Annotated in this window: 10 protein-coding genes; 4 read left to right on the top strand and 6 right to left on the bottom strand. The window is 35.3% G+C overall.

What is annotated here, in order from left to right; genetic code table 11:
* Nucleotides 1-288 precede the first annotated feature (288 nt).
* From BCI01S_RS16915 to gltC, 4 genes are all read right to left on the bottom strand, one after another.
* Nucleotides 289-1,575, bottom strand: coding sequence for an ABC transporter substrate-binding protein (locus tag BCI01S_RS16915; RefSeq protein ID WP_047941438.1), 1,287 nt, complete (start codon nt 1,573-1,575; stop codon nt 289-291).
* 47 nt (nt 1,576-1,622) lie between these two features.
* Nucleotides 1,623-2,780 carry a response regulator transcription factor gene (locus tag BCI01S_RS16910; RefSeq protein ID WP_061800237.1) on the bottom strand — a complete coding sequence of 386 codons (1,158 nt, stop codon included), beginning with the start codon at nt 2,778-2,780 and terminating at the stop codon, nt 1,623-1,625.
* A gap of 50 nt (nt 2,781-2,830) precedes the next feature.
* On the bottom strand, nt 2,831-4,582 hold the full coding sequence (locus BCI01S_RS16905) for a cache domain-containing sensor histidine kinase (RefSeq protein ID WP_061800235.1): 1,752 nt from the start codon (nt 4,580-4,582) through the stop codon (nt 2,831-2,833).
* Between the two features lie 458 nt (nt 4,583-5,040).
* Entirely contained in the window at nt 5,041-5,952 is a 912-nt protein-coding gene (gene gltC, locus BCI01S_RS16900) for a glutamate biosynthesis transcriptional regulator GltC (protein WP_016204111.1), read from the bottom strand.
* 147 nt (nt 5,953-6,099) lie between these two features.
* Between gltC and gdhA the strand changes: the two genes are divergently transcribed.
* The 3 genes from gdhA to ggt all read left to right on the top strand — a co-directional run bounded on the left by gdhA (nt 6,100) and on the right by ggt (nt 10,642).
* Nucleotides 6,100-7,482 carry an NADP-specific glutamate dehydrogenase gene (gene gdhA / locus BCI01S_RS16895; RefSeq protein WP_061800233.1) on the top strand — a complete coding sequence of 461 codons (1,383 nt, stop codon included), beginning with the start codon at nt 6,100-6,102 and terminating at the stop codon, nt 7,480-7,482.
* A gap of 350 nt (nt 7,483-7,832) precedes the next feature.
* The gene (locus BCI01S_RS16890; RefSeq protein WP_061800232.1) at nt 7,833-9,065 is read left to right on the top strand and encodes an MFS transporter; all 1,233 of its coding nucleotides are present in this window, start codon (nt 7,833-7,835) and stop codon (nt 9,063-9,065) included.
* The gene (ggt, locus tag BCI01S_RS16885; protein ID WP_061800230.1) at nt 9,062-10,642 is read left to right on the top strand and encodes a gamma-glutamyltransferase; all 1,581 of its coding nucleotides are present in this window, start codon (nt 9,062-9,064) and stop codon (nt 10,640-10,642) included. The genes BCI01S_RS16890 and ggt overlap by 4 nt, the downstream gene beginning before the upstream one ends.
* A 384-nt stretch (nt 10,643-11,026) precedes the next feature.
* Here the strand turns inward: ggt and aiiA are convergent, their stop codons facing one another.
* Nucleotides 11,027-11,782, bottom strand: coding sequence for a quorum-quenching N-acyl homoserine lactonase AiiA (gene aiiA, locus BCI01S_RS16880; protein ID WP_061800228.1), 756 nt, complete (start codon nt 11,780-11,782; stop codon nt 11,027-11,029).
* Between the two features lie 330 nt (nt 11,783-12,112).
* On the opposite strand from aiiA, the gene BCI01S_RS16875 reads away from it, so the two are divergent.
* Nucleotides 12,113-13,552 carry a glycoside hydrolase family 1 protein gene (locus BCI01S_RS16875; RefSeq protein WP_047941447.1) on the top strand — a complete coding sequence of 480 codons (1,440 nt, stop codon included), beginning with the start codon at nt 12,113-12,115 and terminating at the stop codon, nt 13,550-13,552.
* 176 nt (nt 13,553-13,728) lie between these two features.
* Here the strand turns inward: BCI01S_RS16875 and BCI01S_RS16870 are convergent, their stop codons facing one another.
* A complete protein-coding gene (locus BCI01S_RS16870; RefSeq protein WP_061800226.1) occupies nt 13,729-14,796 on the bottom strand; it encodes a saccharopine dehydrogenase NADP-binding domain-containing protein in 1,068 nt (355 codons plus the stop codon).
* Nucleotides 14,797-14,991 lie beyond the last annotated feature (195 nt).

Here is a 14,991-nt window from a genome sequence, read left to right as displayed (position 1 = left end):
AGAATGTGTTAGATGAAACAAAAGATAAGGACAGGGTAGAACTGCTGATTTATAAAAACAAAGCAGCAAATACACCGTGTTTCTAATAAAATTATAGGTTAATCTGGTTTCTGCGCATATGGCATAGATTGATAGAAATCTAGTCTTATATTGATATAAGATAAATCGAATATACTAGAGGATATAATAGAAGAACGGGACCTTCTTCCTTATTTCAAATAGAGAGAATGATTTCTTGTAAAACCAAAAAATCGCTCCCTGCAAAAGGGAGCGATTAGAAGGCGGGAATTAGTGGGAAGATGAAGCGGCAGCCTTTTCCCAAGATTTTTGAAATTCCTGCAGCAATTGATCTCGATTTAGCTGTTTGCCCACGTATAATTGCATAGCTAATCCAAATTCTTCTCGTGCACTATTAGGAAAGGCAAACCAGTTGGCTCTAAGGGTTTTTCCTGTCTGATAGTAGTTCATAATTTCCTTTGCAAGCGGTCCTAGATGGTGTGCCTCTATATGGTCAAAAGCTGGAATGAATTTAAATTGTTCCGTCATAAAGGACTTTCCTTGCTCTGAAAATACCATCCAGTTTAGAAAATTTTTGGCTGCTTTCTTCTTTTCAGCAGATGATTGCTTGTTTACTACCCAATAATTAGAAACGTTAACAGCGATTGCATCAGCTGGTTCCTCGTTAATAGGAATCGGCAGAAATCCAATGTTCATGTTCGGAGATTGCTGATCAATCATTGGCTGAATCCAATTGCCTTGTTGAATCATCGCAGCTTTTCCCGAAGCGAAGAGATCAACTTCTGTATTATAGTCTGTTGTTAGGGGATTGTGGTTTCCATATTTGATGGTAGTATCAAGTAAAGAAATAATATCTAAGAATTTTTGATTGTTCGTAATTTTTGTGGTTCCTTTGTTTAGTTGGTCAATAAATGCTTCAGGATCATCTTGTTGTGCAAATGCAATATTTAAGAGATGATCGCCAAGCTTCCATTCTTCATAATATCCAGTTGCAAAGGGCGTAATACCGGATTCTTCTAATGTTTGTGCTGTAGCCTGTAACTCAGATAATGTTCTAGGAAGCGTATGAATTCCTGCCTTATGAAATAAATCTTTGTTATATATGAATCCATATCCTTCGATATTAAGGGGCATTCCATACACTTTGCCATCCATTGTTACTGGTTTCAAGGTGTCTTTGTACGCATGAGGAATCCATGGTTGATCGGAAAGATCTTCTAAATAGTCACTCCATATTTTCACATTGTCATACCCAGTATTTGTAAAAATATCAGGACCATTATCCGCTGCAATTTGGGCTTTCAAATCAGCAAGATCATCAGCAGCACCACCTACAGTGTGAACCTGAATATCTATATTTGGATGTTCGCGTTCATATGCCATCACCATTTCTTCAAATTGGGTAGAAATTTCTACTTTTGGATTTCGGATAGTTAGTGTGATGCGTTCATCGGCTGTTTTTCTTTCGCTTGAGTCTTCTTCTGATTTTGGCTGACAAGCTGAAAGTGCAACAATCAACAATCCTGCAATAAGCCATGTGAATGTCCACTTTGTCATAATTTCACTCCTGCTATTTCACTCTCATTTATTATTGATGGTGGTATCTACTTTGCGTCCAACGTTTTTTGACAGTTTCTGTACTCAAATGGCGTTAAGCCAACCATTTTTTTAAATAATTTTGAAAAGTACTTTTCATCTTGATAACCGAGTAATAAAGCAATTGCATAAATGTTTTCATCTTTTTCCCGAAGCAAGTATTTAGCTCTCTCGATTCTCAGTTTCATAATATATTTGGATAAAGGCATGCCTGTTTGCTGTTTGAATTTTCTAGAGATATGCTCGCGACTTAAGAAAAATCGATTAGAAAGTTTTTCTAAACTTAATTCTTCCATATAATAAGTATCCACATATGAAACAATATCCTGCATTCGCTTGGCATCGTCTATATCATTTAAACGGTGAATCGTCCGGTAATTTTGTTCTTCCACTGCCTTTTGCATCGATTGATAAGACTCATGGATTTTTCCTAACGATAGAAGGGACATTCCATTTACGATTCGGATAGGGATATCGAATTGCTGAATAATCCATTCTTCAACAGACAGCCATTGTTGGCTAGTGGTAATTACTAAGCAAAGGCTATGATCATGTTGAAGGGTAAAAGCATTTCCTATTCCTTTTTCGATAAGTTGATCGGCAAGTAATTGGATATATGGCTCAGAATGGTGCATCTGATAAAAAGAAATAAGCGTTAGTTCATACTCAACTGTATCGGGAAGACTAGAAGCAAGCTCTATTAAGTCAAATTCTTCTCCCATACAGGCTTGTGTAGCCAATTGATTCAAGCGCAGTCTTTTGGCGTCTTCTAAAACACCTGCATCTTTATTCTCGGTTATCCATGATTGTACTGCTTTTGATAGAGTATTGTTTAAAGATTCAGCTTCAATCGGTTTTAATAAATAATCAAAGCTGCTGCACTGGATTGCTTTTCGCATATAGGTATAATCGTCAAATCCTGTAATCAGAATAACCTTACCAGGATAGGAAATGGAATCTAGCCACTCAATTATTTCTATTCCATCCATTTTCGGCATCTTCACATCTGTAAAGATAATTTCTGGTTTTTGTTTTTTGATGATTTTTATTGCTTCTTCTCCATTGCTAGCTTCTAAGATGGTCGTAATTCCGTGTTTTTTCCATTCACCAATATAGCGAATAACATATCGTACATTAATTTCGTCGTCTATAATAAGAACTTTCAAATTGAATGAGCCTCCTCGAAAAGAATGGTTCGCAATGATGAACCATCTATTTAATTTTGCATCGGGATATATAGCTTTACGATAAATCCTTGTCTCTCGTTTGTAGCTATCTCTAAACCTGCTTTTGATTCGTAGTTTAGAAGAAGACGGTCATGTATATTTTTTAAACCAATATGCTCGTGAGAAAATTCGCCAGCATAAGGAGCACGATAGATATTACTCCTTATAGTCTCCAGCTCTTCTGCTGATAAACTTGAGTAGTCATTTTCAACAATTAGATATAAAAAATCCTCTTTAATTTCGCCTGTTATGTTTAAAGAAGAATCAAAATAGCCTTGTTCATAGCAATGTTTAAAATAGTTCTCTACTAGTGGTTGGAGTATCATACTAGGGATTTTTATCCCTTGGATTGCTTCACTTATCTGAATAGAGTAGTTTAGCTTACTGCCAAAACGTTCCCGTTGCAGTGTTAAGTATGCTTTTATATAATCCAGTTCTTCACGAATTAGAACCCACTGATCTGCTCGGATAGAGTATCTCATCATTTTTGATAAGGATGTTACAAGCTGATAGATTTTAGGAGAGTTATTTTGCAGCGCAACTGCTCCAATGGATTGAAGAGCATTAAATAGAAAGTGAGGATTCACTTGAGATTTAAGTGCTCGTAATTGATTTTTTCTATTCTCAATCTCCAATTTGTATTCCCGATCAATATGGAGATTTATACGCTCCAACATTTCTTTCATATGCTTTTCTAGATGACCAATTTCGTCTTCGCGGTTGTCGGTAAAAGGAATATTTAAATTTCCTCCTTTAATAGAAAGCACCTTTTGGCTGAGCACTTTAATAGGACGTGATATATAATAGGCAAGGATGCTGATCATTAATAGTCCTAGTACCCCCACCCCTATCCCAACCAGTATGTTGGTGTAAGCGGTTTGTCTAGCATCATAAAATAATCTATCACTAGGTGTCACCTTTACGATTTTCCACTGATGAAGTGGTTTTGATAATGTTTTAGATAAGATAATATCATTGCTTTTATCCTGGCTGGCATGAAGGAATTTCTCATCTGCTGTTTTTCCTATTAGGGAATGAACATTTGTATACATTACAATATCATGTTCATTAAGAAGATAAATGGAATCACCTTTCTCCTGTAATAGATTCCTGCAAATCTGTGCATACTTGTCTAGATCCATATCAATTGTAATAACCCCAAGAAATTCTTTGGATAGAGGATCCAATATTTTATGATGGATAGTCATAACCTCTGTTTTGTCTGATTCAGGTATAATCGCGGCATTATTATAGTTTCCAATCGTATGGGGAGGCTCTATTAAAAAACGTGAATTTGAATGAATCAGCTCTTGCATGGAGTCTAGCTTCATAAAATCATTTTGCGGTTTTCTTGCGCTGATCATCCCATTATAAATAGTGAATGATTCTTTATTCTTATCCAAATAAAAACGAATTTGGCGGATTTCGGAACGCATCAGGAAAAAAGTTTCAATATTTTCTTCCATAGCAATTGGATTAAAATAAATGGAATCTTCATAGCCATTAGTGAAAATCCGAAAAAAGTCTGGATTTCTATATAAAATATAGGGAAGGTTAATCATATCGTTAAAATATTGTTCTAGTTCTTTGGATAATTTATCTAATTGTTCTTTGCTGTTTTGCAGTTCATGCTGTTCGACACTATCCTTTGTATATCCATAAATAATTAAAACCGTTAAAAAATAGGGCAGGATAATGAAAGCAAGAAGCATAAAAAATAAACGGCTTTGAATGCTTTTCATATTAAGAAGTTCCTTTCTTTCCATTAATATCATTATCTAGCCTTAAAAAAATTTAGTAGTACTCAATAAACCATTTCTTTAAATCTAAATCTTTTTTTACAAATAAGTCAATATACATAGATGGAAAGAAAGCTAGGAGATATTTTTGGCGTTTTATCCATTAAACCGCTGAATGGCATCGCTTACTAATGATAGTGGAAACGATAACAAAAAGAACAAAATTGAATCGATGGCACTAGGGACTATATCTTCATTACGAAATTTAGGTAATTATCATTAAATATTGTCATACTATCTATTATTTCGTTACATTCAAGTCAAAATAAGGAAAATTAAATGTTCATTTATGAGATTGGATAACTAAGGAGCATCTTCCGTTTGCATTTTGGGATGTTAATTGCTGATTTAATGTAAAAAGAGTGTCACAGCTGATATGCTTTGACACCCTTTTTGGCTGTTTACTTTTTAAACTCATTCAATCTTTCGTATGTCTCTAAGAGAAATTGGTAAAATAGTGATTCTGTTGGAAGTAGTTTGCGATGACTTGGATAAATAACCCCAACGGTTCTCGTCAGATTAACATCTGAAAGGGGAATGACGCAAGTAGAACGTGGTGTGTTATCCACCAATGTCATTTCTGGCATCAAGGCTACTCCTAACCCGGCAGATACTAATCCTTTCAGTGCATCTATGTCTTTTCCTTCAAATGCAATCTGTGGAGAAAATCCTGCATCATGACATGCTTTAACCACTTGGTCCCTGAATACGAATCCTTCTGGTAAGACACAGAAGGGATCATTCTTTAAATCTTTTAGCTGTAACTCTTTTTGATTGCTCAATGGATGATGAAGAGGAAGTAGGGCAACAATATTTTCTGTAAATAATGTAGCACCGTTAATTTTATCCTCCTTTTCTCGGTTTGGCATTGGCGCAATCATTGCCAAATTAAATTCTCCATTAATAACTCCATCGATAAGGTCATAATACAGGGCGTTGCTCATATGGAATTTTGCTTCTGGATATCGGGTACGAAAAGAATAGATGATAGAGGGAAGCGTATGAGCAGCCATACTGATAGGAAAGGCAATTCTAACTGTCCCTTTTTCCGGATCAAGGGATTCCTCCACTTCTCTTTTGGCGTCTTCCATCATACTCCATATTTGTTTCATTCGCTCAAAAAAAACTCTTCCAAGGGGTGTTAACTTCACGCTTCTTCCTTCACGGATAAAAAGCTCGACCCCTAATTCTGCTTCTAAATTGAAAATTTGTCGACTTACAGAGGATTGGGCCACATGCAAAGCATCGGCAGCTTCTGTAATATGTTCCCTTTTGGCAGCTTCCAAAAAATACTGTATTTGTCTTATTTCCATGTCTGCACTCTTTTCCATTCATGCGTTTAACGCATGAATTCAATCCGAAATTAGTATTGTACCTATTAATTATAAAATTATAAAATAAAAACAACTTTTAGAAAAGAGAATATTCTAACATTAATTTATTATAGGGGCTGAAAAAGGATGAAAGTGCTGGATAAAAAAGAAGAATTTCAAACACAAACGGTGAAAGATTACATTAATCAATTAATAAATCAAGTGAAAGAACGTAATCCTCACGAAAAGGAGTTCCAGCAGGCAGTTAAAGAAGTCCTCGATTCTTTAGTTCCTGTACTTGAAAAAAATCCAACATATATTAAACATGCTGTATTAGAAAGAATGCTTGAGCCAGATCGACTAATTAGCTTTAAAGTCCCTTGGGTAGACGATAATGGAAATATAAAAGTAAACCGCGGCTATCGTGTCCAATTTAATAATGCAATTGGACCATATAAAGGAGGACTAAGATTTCATTCTTCTGTTAATGCCAGTATTATTAAATTTCTTGGATTTGAGCAAATCTTTAAAAACTCATTAACCGGTCAGCCCATAGGCGGCGGAAAGGGCGGTTCTGACTTTGATCCGAAGGGGAAATCCGATTTCGAAATAATGCGTTTTTGTCAAAGCTTTATGACTGAACTTAGTAAGCATATCGGTCCGGATATCGATGTGCCTGCTGGAGATATCGGAGTAGGAGCAAGAGAAATTGGCTATATGTTTGGACAATATAAACGATTAAAAGGTGCTTATGAAGCAGGTGTCTTAACTGGAAAAGGAATCGGATATGGTGGAAGCTTAGGGAGAAAAGAAGCAACTGGATATGGCTTAGTGTACTTTGTGGAAGAAATGCTGAAAAGTCAGGGACTAGGTTTTGAAGACAATACGGTAGTAGTTTCTGGTTCGGGAAATGTATCGATTTATGCGATGGAGAAAGCGATACAGTTAGGGGCTAAAGTGATTGCTTGCAGCGATTCCGGCGGTTATGTGTATGATCCAAATGGAATAAACCTTGATACAGTGAAACAATTAAAAGAAGTGGAAAACAAAAGAATCTATGAATATGTGAATAGACATCCTGATGCTATCTACGAAGAAGGATACACAGGTATTTGGACGATTCCATGTGATATTGCCCTGCCATGTGCAACACAAAATGAACTGAATAAAGAATCAGCTGAAAAATTAATTGCCAATGGAGTAAAAGCAATAGGCGAGGGGGCAAATATGCCTTCTACTCTTGAAGCAGTCGATACCTTTATCGAGCATAAAGTATTATTTGCACCTGCCAAAGCAGCAAATGCAGGCGGGGTGGCAGTCTCCGCTTTAGAAATGGCCCAAAATAGTGCACGAATAGCTTGGACGCAAGAAGAGGTAGACAAGAAGTTACAAGCAATTATGAAAAATATTTATAGTAAAAGTATCCAAGCATCTGAGGAGTATGCAGCGAAAGGAAACCTAGTTGCAGGTGCTAATATAGCAGGTTTCATTAAAGTAGCGGATGCTATGATAGAACAAGGGATTATATAAGAAATTTCACATAGAATGTTATTTTATAGAGTTTAGAGGAGAGAATCAGTATGTTGCTGCTTCTCTTTTTTTATTGAAAAATCCTACTTGGATAAGGATTTATATGTTGGTTCTTTAGGAGAGAGGAAAATCTACATAAACTTATTGTTTTCATTTTCGTTTGGAAACCTATAAGTCTCTATGGAGAACTTTATGGAATTGATTGCTATTATTATTACAACAATACGAAAGGTTTTAATTGAAAATTTTTTCTTATTGAAAAAATCGTGTGAGACTTTCTGACAAGAAACAGATTTTATTATTTTACTCATGTTACAATTGTCCCAACATTCAGAAAAGGAGATTGCAATATGAAAAAATCACATCCTATCCTTGTTATCTTTTTATTCTTTTTAGGCTGGGTATTTATGTATGCAGATCGTAATATTCTATCACCAGTCATGGGAAGCATTGGAGAAGAATGGAACTTAAACCAAACCGAACTAGGGTTAATGGCTACAGTATTTTTTGCTGCCTATGCTTTTATGCAAATCCCTACTGGCTTTTTGGCAGATAAATTTGGGCGAGTAAAGGTGTTAGTAATTGGCTTTATCGTTTTTGGCGTTGGTACCTATTTAAGTGGTGCTTCCACGACGTTTGCGATGTTTTTAATTATGAGAGCAATTACTGGTTTAGGAGAAGGTACTTATTATGGTTCACAGTATGGTATCTCTTCTACGATAACCCCAAAGAAATATCGCGGCTTAGTATCAGCCATTATTAACAGTGGAATGGCTTTTGGTATTTCGTTAGGATTTATGTCGTCCAGTTATTTTACCTACACATTAAATAAAGGCTGGCAGTTTCCGTTTTATGTTTTTGCAATTCCTACCGTTTTGGTTGCTATTTTAATAGGCATATTTGTTCGTGACAATTCACATAAGGAGAAGAAAGTAGAATCTGAATATGAAAAAGTCGAGATGAAGAAAATTTTCACTAAAAATCATATTTTTGTATATATCTTAATCTTTTGTTCCTTATATGGTTTTTTCGGTATGCTGACATGGCTTCCTTATTACTTACAAACAGCAAGAGACATTGAGGCCTCCCAAACTGGGATTATTTCTTCTTTAGTGCCTTGGGCTTCCATTCCAGGTGCCATTCTATTTGGCTTCTTGTCTGATCGCATTAAAAGTAAAAAGCCGCTCATTATCGCGCTGGCATTAGCTGGAGCAATTTGTCAATTTGCAATTCCTTATACAGACAATTATTCCTTGCTGATTGTCGGATTATGTTTATATGGTTTGCTTGGAAAATTAGCGCTGGATCCAGTATTAATTTCATATATGGCAGATATTACTCCAAAGTCTATGTATTCAAGAGTTTATGGATTCTTTAACTTTAGCGGGATGCTTTCTTCTATATTTGCGCCATATATTACGGGGTATTTCGCTGATAAAACTGGCAGTCTAGAATTCGGATTTTATCTAGCCGGCGGGTTATTAATCATTGGTGCCATATTGTTTATATTTACAAGCGATAAAGGGAAAGAAGACAATAAAGCAGCGATTAATGTTGGACTTAAGGAGGAAATAGTAAGTTGAATAAAGTAATAGTAGGCACAGAATCAATGATTGTAAGTCCACATTATTTAGCTTCACAAGCAGGTGAACAAATTCTCCAAAAGGGAGGCAATGCATTTGATGCTGCTGTTGCTGTGAGTGCTTGCTTAGCTGTAGTATATCCGCATATGACTGGTCTTGGGGGCGATTCTTTTTGGCTGACTTATAAGGAAAAGACAGGGAAAGTGCGTACTTATAATGGAAGTGGGAAGTCAGGAGCGGCTGTTACAAGAGAAATGTTTAAGGGAAAAGAGAGCATTCCTTTTCGAGGAATAGAAAGTGTTCTAACTGTTCCTGGCATGGTGGATAGCTGGGATGCTATCTTAAAAGAATATGGAAGCATGACTCTTGCAGAAGTCTTACAGCCTGCTATTGCATATGCAGAAAAGGGATTTCCTCTTTCTAATGATCAATATGAAAATACGGTGAAAAATGAGGGACTTTTAAGAAATATAGAAGAAACTGCGGCTGTTTTTCTGCCAGATGGAAAGGTTCCAGAAAAATTTTCTCGGTTTGTGCAAAAGAATTTAGCGAACACGTTAAAACAATTAGGAGCGAATGGAAGAGATGATTTTTATAAAGGAGAACTGGCCAACAGAATTATTTCTGGTTTGCAGAAAAAAGGCAGCTATTTAACAATAGCAGATTTTGCCGCACATAAAGGGGAATGGAGTGAACCGCTTGCTAGTACCTATCGCTCTTATACTATGTATCAGGCTCCTCCCAATTCACAAGGCTTTGTGGGACTCATGATTTTAAATATATTAGAAAATTTCGATTTTTCATCCATTCCGTATGAATCCTATGAATATTATCAGCTAATAATAGAAGCAGTGAAACGAAGCTTTCAAGACCGGAATGAGCATCTGACAGATCCGACATTTCATGACATTCCATTAGAGCAGCTATTAAGCAAAAAGTATGCAAAGGAGATGGCGGATTCCATCTCATTAGAATATACAGCAGATTATACTTCGCGCCCTGTTGGAAGCGATACAGCCCATGCCGCTGTTGTGGATAAAGATGGGAATGCTGTTTCTTTTATTCAAAGTCTATATTTTGAATTTGGTTCTGGTGTGGTTGCAGGAGATACGGGGATTACTATGCAAAATAGAGGGTCATTTTTCTCACTTGATCCTGATCATGTCAATACATTGGAGCCAAATAAGCGGACATTCCATACTTTGATGCCTGCCATGGCTTTTAAAGAGAATAAACCATATGTGTTGTATGGTACACAAGGCGGGGAAGGCCAGCCGCAGACACAAACTTTGATGATTACGAGAATGCTTGACTATGGACTTGATCCCCAAAGAGCAATAAGTGAGCCACGGTTTGTATGGGGGCGTACATGGGGAGAAAAAAACGAAGAGCTAAAAATAGAAAACCGTATTTCGGCAAATGTTTTGGAAAAGCTGCAAAAGGCTGGTCATACCGTAAACCGAGTAGAAGCATTTGACGGAATTATGGGGCATGCAAATGCTATTTTGATCGATGAACAAGGATTTTTATATGGTGGTGTCGACCCAAGAAGTGATGGAGCTGCCATAGGAAAATAAATAATCAAGAGTTTATGACTAAGAGTGAACTTCTGCTAGAAGTTGGCTCTTTTTTATGGAAAAAAGTTATACCATTCATTCCAATCTACCCTAGTCTAGCAAACTTTAATAAATTGGAAAAAATAGGGTTGTTTAATAAACAATATATCCATTGAATTTGAGAATAGTGGGAATATTAAAGTAAATGAAAAGGGGTAGAATGAAGGGATCGATGAAAAAATTTGCGAAACTAATTATTTATTATATAAAATAGATAATTGCTGTTTTACTGTTGCGTTTTTTTAGGATAGGAGAAGAAATTTTTTTGGAGGTAAAAGAAAGGATGCCATTTTGATCTCGGCATCCCTTCTTTTTATTTTTTTTGATAAAAAACTTTGTTTATCTTTAAGAAAAATCAGGGTAAGTCTTCTGTGTAGTTGCTTGACTCAAATCATGACCATAAAAAATGTGGGTAGGGCGTACTTCAGACATAAGTCTTTTTATTTTTCTAATCGATTCACTAGCTAGTTGTTGATCGAATGTAGCAAATGGAATATGATCTTCGTAGTTTTCTCTCGTATACGCTAAATCAATCGTTAATAAAATAGGGCCAGATTGTTTCGTTGTAACCAGAATTGATTGGTGTCCTGGTGTATGGCCAGGAGTAAAGAGAAGTTGAATACCTGGCATGAGTTCATAATCACCTTGAATAGCCTTATAATTTAAGTTATTTTGAGTACACTCTGGTGGAGCATAATTTTCGTTTCCAATAGCAACATCCAGTTCTGCTTGTTGAACAAATATGGGTGTTTTAGGAAACAGAGGATTTCCACCTGCATGATCCATATGTAGATGAGAAGAAATAATTGCTTGAATGTCATTCGGTTTATAACCAATATTATCTAAAACAGCAAGAATATGATCTTCCTTTCTCATATCTGGTAAAAATAAACCTTCATAAGGCGTATCATCAAAATAACTTGGATTTTCAATAAATGATTCTGGCATTCCTGTGTCAATAATAATTGGGCCATCCTTTGTTTCTAGTAGATAGGACCATATTTGTAAGGTTACAAGCTTCCCAGATTTTAATGTTTGGTTTAATGACGAATGATCAAGCGTTAGCTTTCCTGTAGGTAACCAGTAAAGTCTTTCTATCATCTATTTCTCCTCCTTAATTTTCTTAATAGTCAGATTTATTATAGTATGTCATAGATTTCTTTTTTGGACAAAGAAATTTTTATAGGGGAAATTATTTGGGGTATTTGAGTTCAATAGAAATCTCAGAATATATATTTTCAAGTAAGGCTTTTTGCTGTCATTCATTTGAAAGTCTATTACCCATGAACTGTCATAATTATTTAATATACAAAAGTTGCCAAAATATGATTATATGTATATACTTATTTTATAATCAACTATACCTTTGATAGTGGAATATGTATAGTTAAATAATTAATGTTAAGTCTATCGAATAAGGAGTGTAGCCAAATGATTCACCAATCTTTGAAAGCGTTCCCTAGTAACTTCCTTTGGGGTGCTGCATCGGCAGCTTATCAAGTAGAGGGTGCATGGAATGAGGATGGCAAGGGAGTATCCATTTGGGATACGTTTGTTAGAATACCAGGAAAAACATTTAAAGGTACAAATGGAGATATAGCGGTAGATCATTATCATCGTTATAAAGAAGATGTACAGTTAATGGCTGAAATGGGAATGAAGGCATATCGATTTTCTGTTGCTTGGACGCGGATTTTTCCGAATGGAAAAGGAGAGGTAAATCAAGCGGGAATTGACTTTTATAATGATTTAATTGATGAATTAATTAAATACAAAATTGAGCCAGTGCTAACTCTTTATCATTGGGATCTTCCACAAGCATTGCAAGATGAATATGGTGGTTGGGAATCGCGTCAAATTATTGAGGATTTTACGAATTATAGTATTGAATTATTTAAGCAATTTGGAGATCGAGTGAAATATTGGGTAAGTTTAAATGAACAAAATATTTTCACTGGTTTAGGCTATCGAATGGCTGTGCATCCACCTGGAGTAACAGATGAAAAACGATTCTATCAAGTGAACCATCATGCGAATTTAGCGAACGCTAGTGTTATCAAGGCTTTCCGCCAATATGTCCCAAGTGGGAAAATTGGACCTAGCTTTGCTTATTCTCCTGCATATGCTTTAACTTCAAAGCCAGAAGATATTATTGCAGCAGAAAATGCAGAAGAATTAAATAGTCATTGGTGGATGGATATGTATGCTTGGGGCAGATATCCAGAAGCTGCATGGAATTATTTAGAAGCAAATGGATTGGCTCCAGAGGTTGAAGAGGGAGATTTTGAATTATTACGAGAAGGCACTCCAGATTTCATGGGACTTAACTATTATCAAACAACGACCTTTGAGAAAAATCCTTTAGAAGGCGGAGTAGGCAGTGCTGAAATGAACACTACTGGTAAAAAGGGAACTTCGCAGGATTCAGGAATTCCTGGAGTGTTTAAAACAGTCGAAAATCCAAACTTGGAAAGAACGGATTGGGATTGGAATATTGATCCACAAGGATTGCGGATCGCTCTTCGCAGGATTACAAATAGATATCAGCTTCCTATTCTTATTAGTGAAAATGGCTTAGGTGCTTTTGATAAACTAGAAGAAGGCGATATCATCAATGATGATTACCGTATTGATTTTATTCGAGCACATATAAATGCGATGCAAGAAGCTATTACGGATGGTGTAGATCTGCTAGGATATTGTGTGTGGTCTTTTACAGATCTGTTAAGCTGGCTGAATGGCTTCCAAAAACGATATGGTTTTGTCTATATCAATCAGCATGAAGAGGGAACACATGATCTTCGTCGAATCAAGAAGAAGAGCTTTTATTGGTATAAAGAAGTAATTGAATCAAATGGTGAGAATCGCTAGGAAGGTGCAGACCTGCATATATTTGCAGGTTTGCCCTTCTTTTCTTTTCGTATAGATTGCTGCTGTTCGGAAGCGTTTAAAAAAATATTAGGTTGTCTACTTTCATTTTCCTAGGTTTGAGATAGTAAAAGAGATCAAATAACAACGTTTCTGAGGATGATAACGTAAATTTAATATCATTGTTGTTTTTTGACATCTTCTACTATAATACTAGAGCAATTGGCCATAGATAATAGTTCATCCAAATTTGTAATTTCAAAAGGATAAACCACACCTTTTATATCTGTTTTTAGAGCGATCTTGGCCAATGAAGCTGTAACTATTGCTGTTGTATGATAATCTGAAAAAGTAGATAAGGAAATTGTTCTTATCATTTTTTTATTATCGATATTCCCTTTTACTTCAACGGTAAGAAAAGCATTTTCATTCTTATTAGGTTTGTGTTTTACTACTTTAGAAACCAATTTCTTATTAAGATTTTGAAGTATATTTAAAAGACCAATCTTTCTAAGTAAAGAGACTAATTTATTAAAAGGAATGACATTCCAAGAAGTCCAATAATATATTGGTGCAACTGTCAATTTCTCTTTTATAATCTTTTTCTCTGAATGTTCTATAAGTCTTACCACCTTTTCTTTTGCATGATTTTGAAAATGCATCTTTCTTTTTTTGGTAAATCCCGAAAGGACATTATTTTGAAATTTAACTGGCTGTGCAATAATACTTAACATATCAAAAATTCCAGTAACTCCTGCTTGGGCATTGGCATTTTGTAATAATGCTACATTTATTTCTGTTATTTCCTGAAACTCTGCAATAGCTTTTTGTGTGATCAAGCCAGATAAACCAGGGAAAAAACCGGACATGACAACAGAAGCTGTATTATTCTTTTCAGCACGTTGATTTAGTTCCTGCACTGTCTCTACAAAGTCATAAAATGGGGTGACATCAATACACAATATTTTATTTTCTATACAAGTTTTTTGAATAGATGGTGTTTTCTGTTTTAATCCAACAATTACAATATCCACATTACGAATTACTTTTTTTATATTTTCTTCATTATCAACATCTAAATATTGGAATTCTGCTCCACTGTTTAACGAGTTTGCTAAATTTTCCCCTCTTTTAATTTTATAATCTGTCACTACTAACTTTATTGAATTATTAAATATTCTCAGTAATTCAGTACAGATTAATTTGCCTAATACTCCAGCAGCTCCAACAACTATAACTTTTTCCACTTTTATACCTTCTCTCTATAAAACTAAGACGACCTTAGCTTATTTCTGTTATAGCTAAATAGACTGTTTTAAAGCTCTTCGTTAAATTAAAAAATCTTTACGTTTATAAATACGAAAGTAGTTAATATATGAAATATGAAGAAGACAAGGGAAACTTATACATTCTTATATTTTTAGATTAATTTTATCATAATA

This window comes from Niallia circulans NBRC 13626, from assembly GCF_001591585.1.
Taxonomy (GTDB): Bacteria; Bacillota; Bacilli; order Bacillales; family Cytobacillaceae; genus Niallia; species Niallia circulans.
This window is presented reverse-complemented; position numbering and strand designations above follow the sequence as displayed.